17 protein-coding genes and 1 other annotated feature are annotated in these 18,444 nt (G+C 39.0%); of the genes, 12 read left to right on the top strand and 5 right to left on the bottom strand.

The genetic code is table 11. The annotated features are described in order from the left end of the window. Positions 1 to 743 precede the first annotated feature (743 nt). The 5 genes from rbsB to rbsK all read right to left on the bottom strand — a co-directional run bounded on the left by rbsB (position 744) and on the right by rbsK (position 5,518). Positions 744 to 1,649: a ribose ABC transporter substrate-binding protein RbsB gene (gene rbsB / locus P6940_RS06745; protein WP_028257911.1), complete on the bottom strand. Its 906-nt coding sequence runs from the start codon at positions 1,647 to 1,649 to the stop codon at positions 744 to 746. A gap of 11 nt (positions 1,650 to 1,660) precedes the next feature. After that, positions 1,661 to 2,596: an ABC transporter permease subunit gene (locus tag P6940_RS06740; protein ID WP_277287955.1), complete on the bottom strand. Its 936-nt coding sequence runs from the start codon at positions 2,594 to 2,596 to the stop codon at positions 1,661 to 1,663. 1 nt (position 2,597) lies between these two features. Continuing rightward, on the bottom strand, positions 2,598 to 4,079 hold the full coding sequence (locus P6940_RS06735; protein WP_028257913.1) for a sugar ABC transporter ATP-binding protein: 1,482 nt from the start codon (positions 4,077 to 4,079) through the stop codon (positions 2,598 to 2,600). Positions 4,080 to 4,163: 84 nt separating this feature from the next. Continuing rightward, entirely contained in the window at positions 4,164 to 4,577 is a 414-nt protein-coding gene (gene rbsD / locus P6940_RS06730) for a D-ribose pyranase (protein ID WP_028257914.1), read from the bottom strand. 50 nt (positions 4,578 to 4,627) lie between these two features. Beyond that, positions 4,628 to 5,518, bottom strand: a complete 891-nt coding sequence (rbsK, locus tag P6940_RS06725) for a ribokinase (protein WP_277293574.1) — start codon at positions 5,516 to 5,518, stop codon at positions 4,628 to 4,630. 360 nt (positions 5,519 to 5,878) lie between these two features. After that, positions 5,879 to 6,195: a binding site (T-box leader), on the top strand. A gap of 163 nt (positions 6,196 to 6,358) precedes the next feature. On the opposite strand from rbsK, the gene P6940_RS06720 reads away from it, so the two are divergent. The 12 genes from P6940_RS06720 (at position 6,359) to P6940_RS06665 (ending at position 16,902) form a co-directional block, all read left to right on the top strand. Next, positions 6,359 to 7,921, top strand: a complete 1,563-nt coding sequence (locus P6940_RS06720; RefSeq protein ID WP_277293573.1) for an energy-coupling factor ABC transporter ATP-binding protein — start codon at positions 6,359 to 6,361, stop codon at positions 7,919 to 7,921. Then, positions 7,914 to 8,831 carry an energy-coupling factor ABC transporter ATP-binding protein gene (locus P6940_RS06715; RefSeq protein WP_277293572.1) on the top strand — a complete coding sequence of 306 codons (918 nt, stop codon included), beginning with the start codon at positions 7,914 to 7,916 and terminating at the stop codon, positions 8,829 to 8,831. Before P6940_RS06720 ends, P6940_RS06715 begins: the two co-directional genes overlap by 8 nt. A gap of 13 nt (positions 8,832 to 8,844) precedes the next feature. Continuing rightward, positions 8,845 to 9,513 (top strand): energy-coupling factor transporter transmembrane component T, encoded by a 669-nt coding sequence (locus P6940_RS06710; RefSeq protein ID WP_277293571.1) that lies wholly within the window; start codon positions 8,845 to 8,847, stop codon positions 9,511 to 9,513. Between the two features lie 784 nt (positions 9,514 to 10,297). Then, complete coding sequence (locus tag P6940_RS06705; protein WP_277293570.1) at positions 10,298 to 10,960, top strand: hypothetical protein; 663 nt, start codon at positions 10,298 to 10,300, stop codon at positions 10,958 to 10,960. A gap of 215 nt (positions 10,961 to 11,175) precedes the next feature. After that, positions 11,176 to 11,325, top strand: coding sequence for a 50S ribosomal protein L33 (gene rpmG, locus P6940_RS06700; RefSeq protein WP_028257918.1), 150 nt, complete (start codon positions 11,176 to 11,178; stop codon positions 11,323 to 11,325). A gap of 44 nt (positions 11,326 to 11,369) precedes the next feature. Then, a complete protein-coding gene (gene secE, locus P6940_RS06695) occupies positions 11,370 to 11,591 on the top strand; it encodes a preprotein translocase subunit SecE (protein ID WP_277293569.1) in 222 nt (73 codons plus the stop codon). 11 nt (positions 11,592 to 11,602) lie between these two features. Then, entirely contained in the window at positions 11,603 to 12,139 is a 537-nt protein-coding gene (gene nusG, locus P6940_RS06690; RefSeq protein WP_277293568.1) for a transcription termination/antitermination protein NusG, read from the top strand. A gap of 102 nt (positions 12,140 to 12,241) precedes the next feature. Next, positions 12,242 to 12,667: a 50S ribosomal protein L11 gene (gene rplK, locus P6940_RS06685; protein ID WP_028257921.1), complete on the top strand. Its 426-nt coding sequence runs from the start codon at positions 12,242 to 12,244 to the stop codon at positions 12,665 to 12,667. Positions 12,668 to 12,741: 74 nt separating this feature from the next. Beyond that, positions 12,742 to 13,452 (top strand): 50S ribosomal protein L1, encoded by a 711-nt coding sequence (gene rplA / locus P6940_RS06680; RefSeq protein WP_038153293.1) that lies wholly within the window; start codon positions 12,742 to 12,744, stop codon positions 13,450 to 13,452. A 188-nt stretch (positions 13,453 to 13,640) separates the two neighbouring features. Then, positions 13,641 to 14,150 carry a 50S ribosomal protein L10 gene (gene rplJ, locus P6940_RS06675; protein ID WP_277293567.1) on the top strand — a complete coding sequence of 170 codons (510 nt, stop codon included), beginning with the start codon at positions 13,641 to 13,643 and terminating at the stop codon, positions 14,148 to 14,150. Between the two features lie 56 nt (positions 14,151 to 14,206). Beyond that, the gene (gene rplL, locus P6940_RS06670) at positions 14,207 to 14,575 is read left to right on the top strand and encodes a 50S ribosomal protein L7/L12 (RefSeq protein ID WP_028257924.1); all 369 of its coding nucleotides are present in this window, start codon (positions 14,207 to 14,209) and stop codon (positions 14,573 to 14,575) included. 911 nt (positions 14,576 to 15,486) lie between these two features. Then, on the top strand, positions 15,487 to 16,902 hold the full coding sequence (locus P6940_RS06665; protein ID WP_028257925.1) for an aspartate ammonia-lyase: 1,416 nt from the start codon (positions 15,487 to 15,489) through the stop codon (positions 16,900 to 16,902). Positions 16,903 to 18,444 lie beyond the last annotated feature (1,542 nt).

The raw sequence follows: 18,444 nt of genomic DNA, 5'->3' as shown, positions 1-18,444 counted from the left end.
AGACATAAGACAACAGTCGTTTAAATGTTGTTTTTTATTTCTTAAGAATACTCAATAGTATCTGTATAAGATCGAAACATTAACCGTTGGATTTTAAGAAAGGTATCAACTTTGCTAGATAAATAGATATTATGGCTATAATTATTGAAAACTACATCTATAGTTTTTTATGTAGGTGTAACAGTAAATAATACGTGTTAGATTTTGGTAAGACAAGTGATAATTGAAGTATTAAAAAGATGTGGGATTTTTATGTGGCAACAATTTCTATTACGTACGATGCGTATTCTAGGTTATGTAACTACTATAGGACTTTTGTTCCTAGGAACGTACGCCCTAACTACATTTTATTTTTTCGTTGTACTTTTTATAGTTTTGTGCATATTGGCTCTATTAGGATTATCCTCAGTTATACTTCAAAACTTTGAATATATAATGTGGACCTTTCTTATAGGAAACTTTATATACTGCCTATATCGTTGCTTTTACAAATCGATTACAAGGACTGAAATGAAAACCATGCTCTGGTAAAGTAGTAGTTACACAACCTTTATAACGCTAATAGTCTACAACTTTGTAGGCTATTTTTACGCTTTATTCTCCTTTTTCTTGACTTTGTATATCGCCATATACAAATACATAATTTTATTACAAGACGTAGTAAATAAGGCATCTCATGAATAATCATGAGATGCCTTATTATATTTCACATCAAGTTGTAAATGGTGTCGTCAGGTACATATTTATTTTTTTATTACTTTTAAATCTACAGGAATTTTAGCTTCTACTTGTTCGCCAGCTATAATTTTAGCGGCAGTAGCAATAGCAATTTGTCCCATCATTTCAGGTTGCTGTGCAATAGTAGCACTGAGGGAACCGTTGTCAACAGCAGTTTGGCCATCTTGTGTACCGTCAAAGCCTACGATGAAAAGTTGTTTGTTAGCTGATTTAGCAGCTTCAATAGCACCTAATGCCATTTCATCATTTTGTGCAAAGATAGCTTGTACATCTGGGTTAGCTTGCAACATATTAGTAGCAACGTTTAAGCCTTTAGTGCGATCAAAATCAGCAGATTGTTTTCCTAATACTGTTAAATGTTGATCTGCAAATGCGTGGAAACCTTCGCCACGTTCACGTGTAGCAGAAGCACCAGGAACACCTTCAAGTTCGATAACTTTGGCTTTTTCTCCAAGTGCTTGTGCAATTAATTGAGCAGCCATTTCTCCACCTTTTTTATTATCAGAAGCAATGTGAGTTACCACAGTACCTTGATCGGCAGAACGGTCTAAGGTAATTACTGGAATTTTTTTGTTGTTGGCTAATTCTACAGACGTAGAGATAGCAGCAGAGTCAACAGGATTGATAATTAACAATGATACATTACTTTCTAATAAATCAGAAATGTCATTCGCCTGTTTGGCAGGGTCGTTTTGAGCATCTACAATTTTAACTTTTAGCCCCATCTTATTAGCTTGATCTTCAATACCTTTTTTTATAGATACGAAGAATGGGTTATTTAATGTTGAGATAGATACGCCGATAGTAGCACTTTTTTTGTCATTACTACCAGCATTATTATTGGAGCCACAACCAGCTACCAATGCGATAACGGTAACAGCTATCGCTACTAGTGCAAATATTTTTTTCATGGATAAACCTCCTACGCTTTTTTGCGATCCACAAGAACAGCAAGTAAGATGACGATACCTTTTACAACTTGTTGATAGAAACTAGATACATCTAAAATATTTAAGCCATTATTTAATGTGCCGATGATAAGCGCACCAATTAATGTGCCTACAATGTGGCCTTTACCACCAGATAGACTTGTGCCACCAAGAACGACGGCGGCGATCGCATCTAACTCATATCCTGTACCAGCAGTTGGCTGAGCAGAATTTAAACGAGATGTGATGATGGCACCGGCAATGGCACAGAGCATACCAGTCAATGCATAGGCTACAATTTTAATGCGATTAATTTTAATACCCGCAATAAAACTAACTTTTTCAGAACCACCAACGGCGTAAGTTTTACGCCCAAAGGAGGTTTTAGAAAGGACGAACCAAAGAATCAAGAAAGATAGGAACATGGTGATGGCTGGAATTGGAATTTCCAACAAATTACCTTGACCAAATGCATGAAAGGCACTATCGGTAGTTAAACCAGAAATAGGATTACCGTTAGTAAATACGAGGGTAGCCCCACGATAGATTGTCATTGTTGCCAAGGTGGCGATGAAAGGAGCTACGCGACCAAAGGTAATGACAATACCATTGATACTGCCCAAAATAAGACCGAATATAGCCGATACGACAATGGCTATTTCTGGATTCATGCCGCCTACGATAAAGTTTGCCATAATAGCACTAGATAGAGCGAGTATGGAACCTACTGATAAATCAATACCTCCAGTGAGAATAACGAAGGTCATGCCAAAGGCGATAATGGCATTAATCGATACTTGGCGCAGTAAATTTTTTAAGTTAGAAATTTCTAAAAAACTAGAATTTAATGTAGAAATAATAATAAATAAGATGATAAGACCGATGAGGGGTCCTAGTTTTTTTATGGTTTCAATAGCTTTCGTGTTCATATTACTCTCCTCCTGTAGCTAGTGACATAATCGATTCAGATGTGGCTTGTTCGCGGGATAGTATACCGGCTACAGCACCTTCATGGACAACCATGATGCGATCACTCATGCCAAGTACTTCGGGTAACTCCGAAGATACCATGATGATGGATACGCCATCGTTGGTAAGTTCATTCATGAGATCATAAATATCGCGTTTCGCACCAATATCGATACCACGAGTTGGTTCGTCCATAATAATAATATCCGGAGAAAGGCCAATCCATTTGGCGATGACTACTTTTTGTTGATTGCCGCCAGATAATGAGGAGGCGGGTAAATGAACCGATTGTGTTTTAACACCTAGCTTTTTAGCGAGGGTATCAGCAAATTCCGTTAATTTATTTTTGTGCATCACGCGACTAGGACATAAATGGGGTAAATTAGGCAGTGTAATATTAGATCCAATAGAGAAATCTAGTATTAATCCCTCTTCTTTACGGTCTTCCGTGATGAAAGCAATGCCAGCTTTGATGGCGTCTTCTGGTTTTTTGATATGCAGTGGTTCACCATGTAATACGATGGATCCTCCATTGTGACCGTCAATACCAAAGATGGCACGCATGATTTCTGTACGGCCCGCGCCCATAAGGCCAGCGACACCTAAAATTTCTCCTTTGCGAAGAGTAAAACTAATCGGCTTGAAAGGACCTTTCGGTTGTAAGTCTTTTACTTCCAATACAACTTCTTGTGGCGTAGTGGTGCGATCTGGATAAAATTCATTGATAGAACGACCTACCATATCTTTTACCACTTCATCTACTGTAATATCACCGATGGGACAGGAGGTAATCGTATGGCCATCACGCATAATCGTGATGGTGTCGCATTCATTAAATACTTCTTCCATACGGTGAGAAATATAGACGATGGCCACGCCTTGTTGTTTTAATTGGCGCATCATACGAAATAGGGTATTGGTTTCTCGTTCTGTTAGGGCCGCGGTAGGTTCGTCCATGATTACCACCTTTGCATCGAGCATGAGAATACGGAGAATTTCCGTCATTTGTTGCTGTCCTACAGAGCAAGTACCGGCTTCTTTTTCTAGGGGGAGAGTAATATGTAACTCTTCACATTTGGCTTGCGCCTCTTCCAACATAGCTTTTTTGTCGAGCATACCTAGTTTGTTTTTCTTAGGTCGCATAAGGTATAAATTTTCTAGCAACGTTAAGTTAGGCCAAATATTTAACTCTTGGTGAATAAAAGCAATGCCATGTTTTTCCGCATCGATGGCACTGTGATATACGGTGTCTACACCATCTACCGTAATCGTGCCAGCATCTTTGGTGTGAATGCCTGCAAGAATATTCATCAGTGTGGATTTTCCTGCACCATTTTCTCCCATAAGAGCATGTACTTCGCCAGCTCGTAGGGTGATGTTTACATTTTTCAATACCTGATTCGTGCCAAAGGCTTTGGCAATACCAGACATGATGATTTCCATTATATAAAACTCCTATCTGTGGGGATTATAAAACGCATCGCGTCTTATGTGAAAGGCTAGTAAAGATACTGCCTTTAATGATACCTATCGTTCATCATTAAAAATACAATCAGCATGTAGAATGATATTCGCATAGGGGGTAATCTCTCCCGTACGAATAATGCATTTACAAGAGCGAGTAGCCTCTTTTAACGCTTCGTGACTTGTGGTAATCCACTCATATCGATTTTGAGGATATAATTCCTGTACCACCTTATAGTTGTGAGGATTTTGTGTGCCCATTGGCTCGGCTATATGAATTGCTTCTACTTGCATGTGTTGTTGCAGTAGGCGAAGCACATCTTCGAAACTAGGTACGCCAAAGGTTAGGGCTAAGTCAATTTTGGGAACCTCTGCTGGAACGGGAAGACCACAGTCGGCAATACAGATTGTATCCGTATGACCTAAATCTGCTAATATCTTAGCAATATGGCTATTTAATATACCACCTTTTTGCATAGGAGTCATCCTTTCTATGGGTACGTAATACGATATATCTTACTTACAGATTATTCTTTAGTGCTTACTAAGGACATTACTTCATCCCTCGTTGGCATACCACCTTGTGCCCCTAATCGTGTGATTGATAAAGCAGCGGCTGCATTGCCAAATCGTAATGCCTCTTCTAGAGACTTACCATTTACGATGGCGGTAGCAAAGGCACCGTTAAAGGTATCGCCAGCACCAGTTGTATCGACGGGGTCCATAACAAAGGCGGGAATCGTTTTAATATGTCCATCCTTGGCATAAGAAACACCTTCTTTTCCTAATGTGACGATTACCTTTTCTTCATTGTGTAATAACACTTCTTCTGTCGACATATGTGGATATAGTGAAGCGAGTTCATGTTCGTTAGGTGTTATATATGTAGCAACAGCTAACCACTCCGGTTTTAAATCGCCAGCCGGTGCGGGATTGATGAGGAGTGGAATCTGTTCTTTCTGGCAACGATTGGCGATATAGCCAATCGTGGATAGGGGAATTTCATTTTGAACGAGCACTAAATCGGCCTCTTTAATAGCATCCCAAGCGTGATCGATAACGGTTGCATCTACATGGGCATTAGCCCCCATTATGACAATGATACTGTTGTCACCTTCTGCCAATGTAATATGTGCTGTACCAGTAGTTACATCATCTAAACGAACTAAATAGTCCGTATTAATACCGTAATTAGCGAAGGTTTTTTCAAAAATATCTCCATAGGCATCATTACCAATGCAACCAACCATGGTGACTTGTGCACCTAGTTTGGCGGCCGCTACCGCTTGATTGGCACCTTTTCCTCCAGGGGACATGTTGAGTCCCGTTCCAAGAATAGTTTCTCCTGCGACGGGCCGCTTATTGGCTAGTACCGTAATATCCAGATTGCAACTGCCTATGACTACAATGTTATTCATATATTAAAACTCCTCTATTGTGTACTTTTTACTAACTAAGTATATACTATTTCATGGATAGTGAAAACCTTATTATGATGATATATTGTGTATATATTATACGGTATTTATAAGATGTTTCTCTTTTTGTAGAGGTGAAATTATATCATGAATTGTATATATGTGCATAGGATTATTAAAAAAACTAGATAAATACGGTACTTGTTACATTCATACGCATAGGGGTATATATTGGATACATGCGTCAGTGCGTACAGAGGTTCACTATACGCCTTAATGGGACTTATTTAGACCCTTTTAGATTTTGCATTGACGATGAACGATTGTATCGTTATAATAGACGTATTATAAGTTATACATAAAGTACCGATGAATAGGAAGAGTACCTATGATGATCAGTGTCAGCGAGTTAGTGATAGTGAAAGACTAATACTAGATGCGTAGGGAATGGGCCTATGAGGCGTAATCCGAACTAGATAGCTAGGCGTTACCGGTCAACTCAGACCGTTATTATTGAGAACATATCGTTGTGGTGTGGATGCACGCGTGTATGGACGAATGACTTGATTAGAATGCAAGCGTTTTTCTATACTGTGATACACATTATGACTGTATGAATAAGCCGAATCATATATGATTAATTAGGGTGGCACCGCGGAGTAACCTTCGTCCCTTTTCTAGAGGAACGAGGGCTTTTTTTTGTGCCTTCTTTCCGAAATTATTAATTGGCATGTATGTGACCTAGTCCTGTATTGTTTTCTTAGTCCTTTTAGAACAGGTGAAAGCATTAGAAAACGACTAGGGCGATACAATTGGTAATCCTTAAAGGGGGTTGTACAGATGGAGAAAATTACAGATGTATCTAAATTAGTCTATACGCATGTGCAAGGGGGACAATTTAGATGGGTGACTGTGAGCACACTGCTATTAGCATTAGGTACGATTTTGCACTTAGTCAGTCCTAGCGTGGCGGGAGTAACACCTAACTGGACTATTGCTACCTATTGTGTTGCCATATTATTGACAAGACCTAGTTACAAACAAACCTTAGGGATTGGTTTGGTAGCCGCATTGATCAATGTAATGACATCGAAATCGGGATTGCCCTATGCTAATTTGTTGAGTGAACCAGTGGGGGCATTATCCTGCGCTTTTGTGATGAATCTCCTCTACCGTATGAAAGCGGTAACGATTGGTAGATTTGACATAGCACCATTATTAACAGGCTTTATTGCTACCGTTATGTCTGGCGGTATTTTCGTTACCTGTCTATTTCTTGTGTTGGGCATGCCTGTCAATGTATATCTTAAAGGCATGTTACCTCTAGTTGTTGTAGTTGCTGCATTGAATGCAATAGTAACACCTGTACTCTATTTGCCAGCCAAGAAATTATTTGCTACACGAGGCTTTTTACCTGACACTGAGGAGATTACTTCGGACCATAGTAAGTACGAATTAAAACCAGCAAGAGATGGAAAAATTTCTGTGGAACATTTGACATATTACTACGGTCGCTCACAGACACCTAGTTTACGCGATGTAAACTTGACGGTACATGAAGGCGATTTTTTGGTGATTACTGGACCTGCTGGTTGTGGTAAATCCACATTGTGTATGTCCATGATTGGGGCGGTTCCTAAATTCTATGGAGGCCGAATGGAAGGTATGGTATTTGTGGATGGCAAGGCGACGACACAACTAGAAATTCCTGAATTGGCTACTCACATTGGCGTTGTGTTAGCAGATTATGATACACAATTGGTAACTATGACGGTACAAGAAGAAGTATCATTCGCCATGGAAAATAGAGGATATTCAAGAAAAGCGATTGCAAAGCGTTGCAGAGAAGTGTTCCATCAAGTTGGTCTAGAAGGTATGGAAGATAGAAAAGTAACTAGTTTATCCGGCGGACAACGACAACGATTGGCAATCGCCTCCGTGTTGGCTACCAATCCGTCCATCTTGGTGTTGGACGAACCGACTAGCTCATTGGACCCAGATGGGACAGTGGAACTATATCGATTAGTAGGACGATTAAATCGAGAATACGGTATTACCGTTGTGGTCATTGATCATGATCTACATGCTGTATTGCCGTATGCTAATCGCATGGTGTTATTAGTAGATGGCCAAGTGAAGAGTGATGATACCGTGCAGGCTACGTTAACCTATATGTATACACATCATATCTATACAGATGCATTACCAACTGTATTTGCTGCCTATATGGCATTAATCGAAGCGGGCTATACCCTTGGGGACGCTTGGTTACGCTTGGACAGCGCGAAACAATCCTTATTCGATGTGCTAGGCGCGATAGAAAATCAAGATGAACGTGATGAAAGTGGCGTTGGCGCCACAGAGGCGATGAAACAGTGTGAAAGGGGTGAGGCACATGCTTAAGGTTAGCAACTTACGCTTTGGCTATGTGCCAACAGTTGATATTTTTCATGATGTATCCTTAACTATCGAAGCGGGCGAATTTATTGCTATCGGTGGCCGTAATGGGTGTGGTAAAACAACTTTAACTCGTTTATTGGTGGGGTTAGAACGACCAACAGAAGGGACTATCATGTATGAAGGCGTTGATATTACGTTTATGCCTGCATCGGCGCGCGGTAGATTTATTGGTTACGTGTTCCAACAACCAGACCGTCAAATGTTCCGCAACACGGTAGCGGCGGAAGTGGCGTACGGACCAGAAACCTTGGGATTTTCCAAAGAAAAAGTGGCGAAGATGGTAGATGATGCCTTAGCTCGCACGGGAATTAGCCATTTGAAAGACGCCTATCCACCTACATTGCGACGGGGTGAAAAACAACGAGTGGCGATTGCTTCCGCATTGGCGATGGAATCAAAAATTTTAATTCTCGATGAACCTACTAGTGGACAAGATGGAAAAGAAACTAAGGACTTGTTGGTACTACTAGCTGATCTACATGAACAAGGATTGACCATATTACTCATTACACACGATATGGAGATTATGGCCTCCGCGTGCACGCGTGCTATTATTATGGGAAACGGCACGAAAGCCTTTGACGGGACGCCAGAAGAATTGTTTACGACTTGCGATCATCTCCATGATTTGGGATTGACGAAACCGCCTTGTGTAGAATTAGCAGAAACGATACCTGGTCTCGGCTATTGTAAGTCCATGGAAGACTTTCAAAAACGGTTGATTGCGTACTTAGAACAGCACCACGTTCCTCGTGGCGTGTATGGTGACGAGAAAGGTAGTGCTATAGAAACGGTAAAGAATGATGGTGTGATGGATAATCACTTGTGCATTGCAGAAACGGTAGAAGAATAGGGAGGTGTGTCTTATGTCGAAATTAGTTCCACTTACAAAAATTATACTTACCTTGGTGTTTTCCGCATGGGCCATTGCCTTTCATACATCTCTACAATTATGTGGATTGCTAGGCGTAGAAGTATGCATATTGTTAGTAACAGGGTTGTTGGTAAAACAAATAAAAGCGGTCATTGCCCTTATTTGTTTCGCCGCGTTCTTGGGGCTAGTGCAATACATTGGTAGCGGCTCGGTGGAATCTGCTTTAGTGGCAGGGCTTAGAATGTTATGCATGACCATGGTATTTATAATGCTATTGGCGACTACGAAACTACAAGACTTAACAGCGTCACTAGTGACACAATGTAAAATACCTTACGAATATGCATTTATGTTTACGGCGGCCCTTCGGTTTGTGCCTGATTTCATTGCTGAAAGTCACGCCGTACAAGAGGCACAATCGTGCCGCGGCATGTCCACAGAGGGAAATATCTTTAAACGCATACAGTCGTATATGTCGGTGATTCAACCCCTTATGTTGAAATCGTTGGGCCGCTCAGAAACCATGGCACTCAGTTTAGAATTACGTGGCTTTGGTGGTAAAGAACATAGTTTTGCAGCAACTGTAGGATTGCGCACCGCTGATTATGTGGTGATTGTTCTATTAGTTATTCTTACCATCGCCGTATGTCTATATCGTTAGTTCTAATATAGAAAACTTTTTCAATAAAGGAATATAGTAGGCTTTCACAATAGGGAATACCATAAAATAGAATATATAACATAGAACATATAATAAAACGTATTATAGAATATATAAAAGTTATATTTTATAGTTATAACAGATTAGGTACATAGGATTGACGTGGACTGATGGAATGGAGTCCATGGAAAGTCATATGTACCTTTCTTGCTATCTGCTACATTATAGGAAATATTTTTATAGCCTGGATGCCCATGGATGATGATATGCCTATCATTTACATCGTATGCGATGTGCAAGGAACAGTAATTATTAGTTCAATGAATCAATACAGCATTTACATCGTATGCGATGTGTAAGAAGCAGTTTAACTAAAAAGAGTGTATTTGCCGTATCATGTGTGATGTAGTAGCCTAAAACTCAAACGGCCATCTTAACTTATAAATTTGCGTATCATGTGTGATGTAGTGGAAGGGTGTATGACAACAGAATGTAGTAGATATGGTGTGTAATAGATAGTATGGTGCGCTATAGATATGGTATATAAAATATAGTCATATACTAGCTATATAAAACTATGACTACATACTATGCTAGTCATAGCGGTAACACCCTTTTTAAGACGTTGTCATACAATTATCCTAGCTAATCAGGTAATATACACCTAATAATGGGATAATTGTTTAAGCCCTATGAGAAACGATGTAGAAATTATGTTTGACAAGGGATACTTTCTTTTGTACTATGAAAGAAAAATGAAGTATTTCATGAAAGGGGTATGACTATGAAAAAAATAGCTTCCTTAGCATTAGTGGGTCTCTTTACGGCGTCGCTTTGTGGTAGTGCCGATGCGAGTTGGCTTAGTAAGACGTTGGATAAGCTAGATGCGTGGACATCTTCAGTTTCCGATGCGGTGAATTCGAGTAGTCATACACGACCTACAACGCAGACTGTATCCTCTTCTAAGAAGAAAAAGGGGGACAGTAAGGAATATAAATTGAAAAATCAAGAAGAAAGTATGATTCTATTAGGCTCCAACCAATACTATACAACTTACTTAGATACAAAGGGGATTAGTGCTACGGGTGTAGCACCAAATAGGTATGTTAAGGCACAGGTCGTCCGTATGTTTACTCCGCTGGGATCACAATGGCTGGGGAACACGAGCGATGGCCTGGTTAAACCAGATGTTATAACAGTGTCCGTAACGCCAGTATTTTGGTTTTGGGAGAGGGGTTCATTTCAAGGAACAGATACTTTCTATTACGATGTGTATGCCAACTTAGTCCATAAAGGTAGGTTGCATGATGTGGGCTATAGCAATGGAGGTATGTATGATTATGCATGGGCCACAAAAGATTATATTACCGTAGAACGATATGTACCTAACTCGGAACTAGAGCATATGAAGGATAAGGTATTTGCCTTGTTTGACTGGGAATCGTAAGGTGTGGTGATGTAGTTAGATAGAACTATAGACATGACCCTATTGCTTTTGGTATAATACAACGTGTCAGGCACAAGAGGGCCTGACTTTTTGAGTTGCTTAAAAATATTGACAAGATATACTTTCTATGATAGAGTATATTGGTATGTATGAGTTCTATACTCTGCGAAATTTAAAAAGTTCCTTACTATAACTATAAAGCGAGGTGTGTCCAGATGCGTAATGCAGTTACTTTAGCTTGCACAGATTGTAAACAACGCAATTATCAAACTAATAAGAACAAAAAAAATAACCCTGATCGTATTGAAATGATGAAATATTGCAAATTCTGTGGTAAACATACGTTACATCGTGAAACAAAATAATTTTGATATATTTCAATACCCTGTTGATTTAAGGAGAGGTAACGATGGCAGGATCTAACTCAACAGTGCAACGTCGCGGCGGGTTTGGTAAATTTTTCCGAGGCGTAAAAGCTGAACTAAGAAAAGTAGTCTGGCCAACAAAAAAAGAGCTTATCAACTATACGATAGTCGTTTTTATCGTAACTGTATTTATTGCGACCTTGATTGGTGTAGTTGATGCAATTTTTGCCCAACTTTTTAACATGTTGATGCACTTTGTTGGATAGGAGGCCATTACATGGAAACAGAAAAAAAGTGGTATGTTATCCATACCTATTCAGGCTACGAAAATAAAGTAAAAACCACATTAGAATTAAAGGTTCAATCAATGGGCCTAGAAGATGTGATTAGTCGTATTCTTGTTCCCGTGGAAGAAGTTGTAGAAGTAAAAGATGGCGTTTCTAAAACCGTTAAACGAAAAATCTTCCCAGGATATGTTTTGATAGAAATGGAAGTTAATGATAACTCCTGGTATATTGTGAGAAATACACCGGGCGTAACAGGCTTTGTAGGGTCTACTACAAAACCAGTTCCACTTTCTGATTCCGAAGTTGAATACATACTTAAATCCCAAGGGCTTGACAAGCAACCACTAGTTGACACTGATTATGAAATCGGTGAAACTGTACGCATTACATCTGGAGCCTTTGAAGATCGCTTAGGCGTCATCACTGCTATTAATGCAGAAAAGGGAACATTGACACTGAATGTGGAAATGTTTAATCGAGATACTGAGGTAGAGGTAGATAGTTCTCAGGTTGAGGCCTATCTTTAATATATATATATAACTCTAAAAAAGGCAGACAATTGTGTTTGCCAGTGGGAGGGTGTTTAATCCGTTACCACCACATTCTGAGCGCAAGGAGGTGTAATCACCATGGCTAAAAAAATTATTAAACAGGTGAAATTACAATGTGAGGCAGCTAAAGCGAGTCCAGCGCCACCAATTGGCCCAGCATTAGGTCAAGCAGGCGTTAACATCATGGCGTTTGTAAAAGATTTCAACGAACGTACTGCTAAACAAGCTGGTTTAATTATTCCAGTTGTAATCACTGTATACGAAGATAGAAGCTTCGATTTTATCACAAAGACTCCACCAGCTGCTGTGCTTTTGAAAAAAGCAGCAGGCATCCAAAAGGGTTCTGGTGTACCTAACCGTGATAAAGTAGCAAAAGTTGGTCGCGACAAAGTTCGCGAAATCGCTGAATTAAAAATGCCTGACTTAAACGCTAACACTGTAGAACAAGGTATGCGTATGGTTGAAGGTACTGCTCGCAGTATGGGTATTGAAATCGTTGATTAATCAGCGTATGATTTGAGCAATTGGCTCGAACCAGTGGGAGGGACATCCCGTTAGACCACAAAGGAGGAAATAATATGGCAAAAGTAGGTAAGAAATATGCTGAAGCAGCAAAACTTATCGAAGCTGGTAAATTCTACGAACCAGTAGAAGCTATTGAGCTTGTTAAGAAAACTGCTACTGCTAAATTTGACGAAACAATTGAAATTTCTTTCAATTTGAACGTCGATCCTAAATACGCTGATCAACAAGTACGTGGCGCCGTTGTGTTACCACATGGTACAGGTAAAACTAAACGCGTGTTAGTATTTGCAAAAGGCGATAAAATTAAAGAAGCTGAAGAAGCTGGTGCAGATTATGTAGGCAGCGAAGAATTAGTAGCAAAAATTCAAGGCGGTTGGTTCGACTTTGATGTAGTAGTAGCTACACCTGATATGATGGCTCAAGTTGGTCGTCTTGGTAAAGTGTTAGGTCCTAAAGGGTTAATGCCAAATCCTAAAGTTGGTACAGTAACTCCAGACGTAGCACGTGCTGTTAATGAAATCAAAGCTGGTAAAATCGAATACCGTACTGATAAAGCTGGTATCGTTTCTACATCCATCGGTAAAGCATCTTTCGATGCTGAAAAATTGCTTGACAACTACCGTGTTATCGTAGATACTATTACTAAAGCTCGTCCAGTAGCAGCGAAAGGACAATATATTAAATCTGTAACATTGTCTGCTACCATGGGCCCTGGCGTTCCTTTAAATGTATTCAAATTAACTGTTGCATCTAAAGAAGCCTAAGCATTACTATAATTGAATATGTCTCTTAGCTGTAGACTGTAGGTATTTATAATGGATGCATATCCGCCTACTGAGGCTCTAGATTAAATAAATCTGGTATTAGACCTCAGTTTGTGTATACATTCTGAGGTCTTTTTAGCTAAGATAGTACATAGAAGCATCACCAAAATCTATAAGGAGGTACTCTAATGGCTGTCACTGAACAAAAAAAAGTTATTGTTGCTCAAATGAAAGACACTCTTTCTGAAGCCAAAGGTGCTGTGTTGATCGGTTACTCTGGATTAACAGTGGCACAAGCAACTGAACTTCGCCGTAAATTCTTAGCGGAAGGTGTAGAATACAAAGTAATTAAAAATACTTTGACTCGCATTGCCGTTAATGAATTGGGCATTGAAGGGTTCGCTGAACATTTGGAAGGTCCTACTGCATTAGCTTCATCTAAAGAAGACGCAGTGGCTCCAGCTCGTATCATCGAAACCTTCATCGACGATACTAAAACTGAAGCACTTACTGTTAAAGTTGGTATGGTCGAAGGTGCTGTATTAAGCACTGAAGAAGTTAAAGCTATCGCTAAATTACCAAATCGCGATGGTATGCTTTCCATGTTGCTTTCTGTATTGCAAGCTCCTATCCGCAACGTTGCATATGCTGTTAAAGCAGTTGCAGACGCACAAGATGGCGAACAAGCTGCAGAATAATATGAGATTAGCAATATAATGTATAGCATGTAATCTTAGTAATGGAGGAAATAAAAATGGCATTGAACATTGAAAATATCGTTGCTGAATTAGAAAACGCAACAATCTTAGAACTTAACGATCTTGTAAAAGCAATCGAAGAAAAATTTAACGTAACTGCTGCTGCTCCTGTAGCTGTAGCTGCTGCTGGCGCTGCTGATGCTGGTGCTGCTAAAGACTCTTTCGATGTAATCTTGAAAGATGCTGGCGCTTCTAAAATCGGCGTAATCAAAGTAGTTCGTGAAGTAACTGGTCTTGGCTTGAAAGAAGCTAAAGCTATCGTTGATGGTGCTCCTGCTCCATTGAAAGAAGGCGTACCTGCTGCTGACGCTGAAGCTTTAAAAGCTAAATTAGAAGAAGCTGGTGCTTCTGTAGAATTGAAATAATTTCATCTACTATACTAGAGGAAACTTCCTCTATATGAAACCTCATGATGCTTGCATCATGAGGTTTTTTGCATGATATGATAACAAGTATAACCACTCAGCTTCTGGATACATTCTATGATAAGGATATGGCGGATGCGTCTGAGTAGAAAATGAAATGCCTTGCATCGTGATGTACGAAGATGTCGCTATAAGCGTAGTATACTTTCATGGTTGATATAAGGGATTTCTCAATACTGAAAGTGCAGATAGTGCCCCTTCGTAGCGTAGTATACTTTCATAGTTCGTATAAGGAAATTCACGTAGTGTGAATGCTCCGAATAATAATTAAACTATCTATATGGTTTATTTTGTAAACGGTGTGCTCCACTATTATAAATACGCAGATAATTAGTTCTAGTATGTAGTGTTAGCTATGGTAATACTAGGACGGTGATGAGTTGGTATAAGTATGATTTTAATGCATGATTATGAAATTGAGTATAGGCATGATATAATTCAGTAGCAACGATAAAATATGAGAAAAACCAGCAGATACATATCAATTTTATATAGGATCCTCTAAAACTCATGCCTTTTGTATCTTGTATACAAAGTATATTTGATATAAGATACAAGTATAAGAGGTGTGTACTATCGTTACATAGTCCTAGATGTATAAGCGTGACTTGCACATGATATTAGTAGATGGAGGAGTAATGTGTTAGATTGTACTTATTATAAGTTGTGTATGCAGTGGCATGTATCTATCTGATTCAACCTTGATGGCTAGTTACAAGATAGAAGTTCGTTGCATTTTATGTTGCCTTAGTGCGGAACAAATGGCACATTAAAACAACTATGTATCAATCTATGCATGTGTATACATTGTCATGTGTGATAGCCATGCGTATGGAGGAGATGGATAAACTATGAGAAAAGAACATGATTTTTTAGGCGAATTAGAATTACAAGATGATATGTATTATGGGGTGCAAACATTACGGGCCTTAGAAAACTTTCACATTACGGGCAAACATTTAGATCATGATTTCATTGTATCCCTAGCCATGGTAAAAAAAGCATGTGCTATGGCAAATATGAAAACAGGTCGCCTAGATGCCACCATTGGTAAAGCGATTGTAGAAGCGGCGAATGATGTTATTCAAGGAAAGTTGGCCGATCAATTTCCAGTAGATCCTATTCAAGGTGGCGCGGGTACGTCGATTAATATGAATATGAATGAAGTGCTAACGAATCGAGCCTTAGAAATTTTGGGACATCCGAAAGGAAGTTACGACATCATCAGCCCTAACAATCACTTGAACATGGCACAGTCCACTAATGATGCATTTCCGACAGCCATCAAAGTATGTGCCATTTTAAAAAGTGTTCCTTTAATTGCAGCATTGCAGCGATTAGTAGATGAATTAGAAAAGAAAGCGGAAGAATATAAAGAAGTGTTAAAAATGGGTCGTACTCATTTGCAAGATGCAGTGCCTATCACATTGGGCCAAGAAATGGGGGCCTATGCGTCTGGTATTTATCGCGGTATTCGGCGGATTAATTCTGCCTTGGAAGGAGCTCATATTATCAATATGGGGGCGACAGCTGTCGGCACTGGTTTAAATGCAGAACCTTCCTATATTGAAGATGTGGCCTATGAATTGACACAAGTGGTAGGTGTGCCATTTTATACAGCCGATAACCTTATTGATGCCACTAATAATACCGATGTATTTGCTGATATTTCTAGCGGGGTGAAAGTTACGGCATTGGTACTCATTAAAATGGCGAATGATTTTCGCTTAATGGCATCGGGACCGCGTTGTGGGATTGGGGAATTAAAATTACCCGCTCGCCAACCAGGCAGCTCTATTATGCCAGGTAAAGTTAATCCTGTTATCGCCGAAGTGTTAAACCAAGTTTGCTACCAATGCATTGGCAATGATTTGACCATCACATTAGGCGTGGAAAATGGCCAATTTGAATTAAATGTTATGGAACCGGTCATTGCGTATAATCTATTTAATAATATGTGTTACTTAAAAAATGCGGTGAACACATTCGTGGATAAATTGCTAATTGATTTGGAAGTGGATCGTGACCGGTGTGCTTACTGGTTAGAACAATCTGTCGGCATCGTTACGGCACTTTTACCTCATGTGGGCTATGAAAATGCGTCCGCTTTAGCAAAAGAAGCATATCAATCGGGACGTGCAATTCGTGAAATTATTCTAGAAAAAGGGTTATTAACAGAAGAAGAAATGAATCATATTTTATCTCCTGCAGAAATGACTCGTCCTGGTATTGCAGGGGCCGATATTTTAAAACATAAAGGTAATTAGTACTTACGCTACATGGCGTGGCGTAGGAAATGAGATAAAAAATAGTCCTCTGTATCCATAATTTCCTACTGATAGTAAGCACTTATTGGTAAATGGCATGCAGTTGTTACTTGCATATGCACTTTACCATGTGCGAAACGATGCTGTTTGACATAGACGAGCATGAAAGATAGTGCAATTATAGTGATACGCATTTAACAGTATTCTAGGTGGCGGATTTTCTTCCAATAGAATCATGGCGAGGCAATTGGAAGATACTATATCATAGAATACGCATTTAGAAGTTCTCTAGATGGCGGATTTCATAATTTTTTCAATGGAATCGTGCTGAGGTAATTGGAAGATATCATAATCATAGTGATAGTTATTTAAAATTCTCTAGATGGAGAATCTCCAATTCTTCTCGACAGAGTTATGCTGGGACATTTGAAAATCATACATAGTGATATGCATTCACAAGTCCTCTAAGTGACGAAATTTGTTATTTGTTTCAACAGAGTTATACTGGAAAACTCTGTGAAATAGATGTATGTGATACAGGTGCATCTATTTGTAAGTCTGGTACGCATAGTAGATGAGTGGTGCCTTTTATTCAAGATATTTAGCTAAAGGACTACAATACTATAACGACACGCAAAGCGTAACCCTTAGTATATATAAGGGTTGCGCTCTTTTGCGTTTGGATACATGATAGGCGAATGTAATTATCTAAGCACGATAAGGGTAGTCGCCATAGGTTCTGCGTTTATGATGTCATGATAAAGTAAATTAGGTTTACATAAGAAGTGATGTAATCCATTACTTGCTATGCTTTTTTGTGTTTGGATGCATGATAGAGTAGATGTAATTATCTAAGAAATGGAGAAATCGGTAAATATACATTGTTTCTGACACTGTGATAGGGTATCTGCAATCAGTTACGAGTAGTATACTCCTTTATATTTTTAATGGACGATAGGGCGTATATAATTATGTAAGAACGGTGAGAAGCGTACGTACCTATACTCTTTTTTATGTATGATGGTGTGATACGGTATAGATGTAATCTAGTATGGTACATGTAGGGTGGGTATCTTTTAGGAATAAGATAGCAATATGACATGAAAACGATACTTATATAATTTTGCGATAAAAATTATAAGCTTTATACATATACCTATTGTTTAGAGAAATATATTGCTATATAATCAAGCTATGTAAGATGATAAAATCATAGAAAATCAAAATGGATGAGGTGTTATATGGATACTCATGATGTACTAGTAAAAGGCACGTTACTGCATGATATTGGTAAAATATGTATTCGTGCTAATGAGGGGAAATACGTGGGGTATTGGTAATAGCAAGGAATCAGACTGTGTGATTGTATAGAAAATTAAAAATAGATGATGTAATGTAAAAAATCCCCTTGCAATTTATGATGCAATAGGATACAATACTAATACAGTTCAGCCATGAGCTGTTTTAATTTGCTTTTCTAGAGAATATGTACTAGATGAGCGAGAAAAATCATAAAAAGTTGTTGACAAGACATCTTGAAAA

This window comes from Veillonella montpellierensis (genome assembly GCF_947090115.1).
Taxonomy (GTDB): domain Bacteria; phylum Bacillota; class Negativicutes; order Veillonellales; family Veillonellaceae; genus Veillonella; species Veillonella montpellierensis.
The sequence above is the reverse complement of the archived record's forward strand: the minus strand, read 5'-3'. Positions and strand labels throughout refer to the sequence as shown.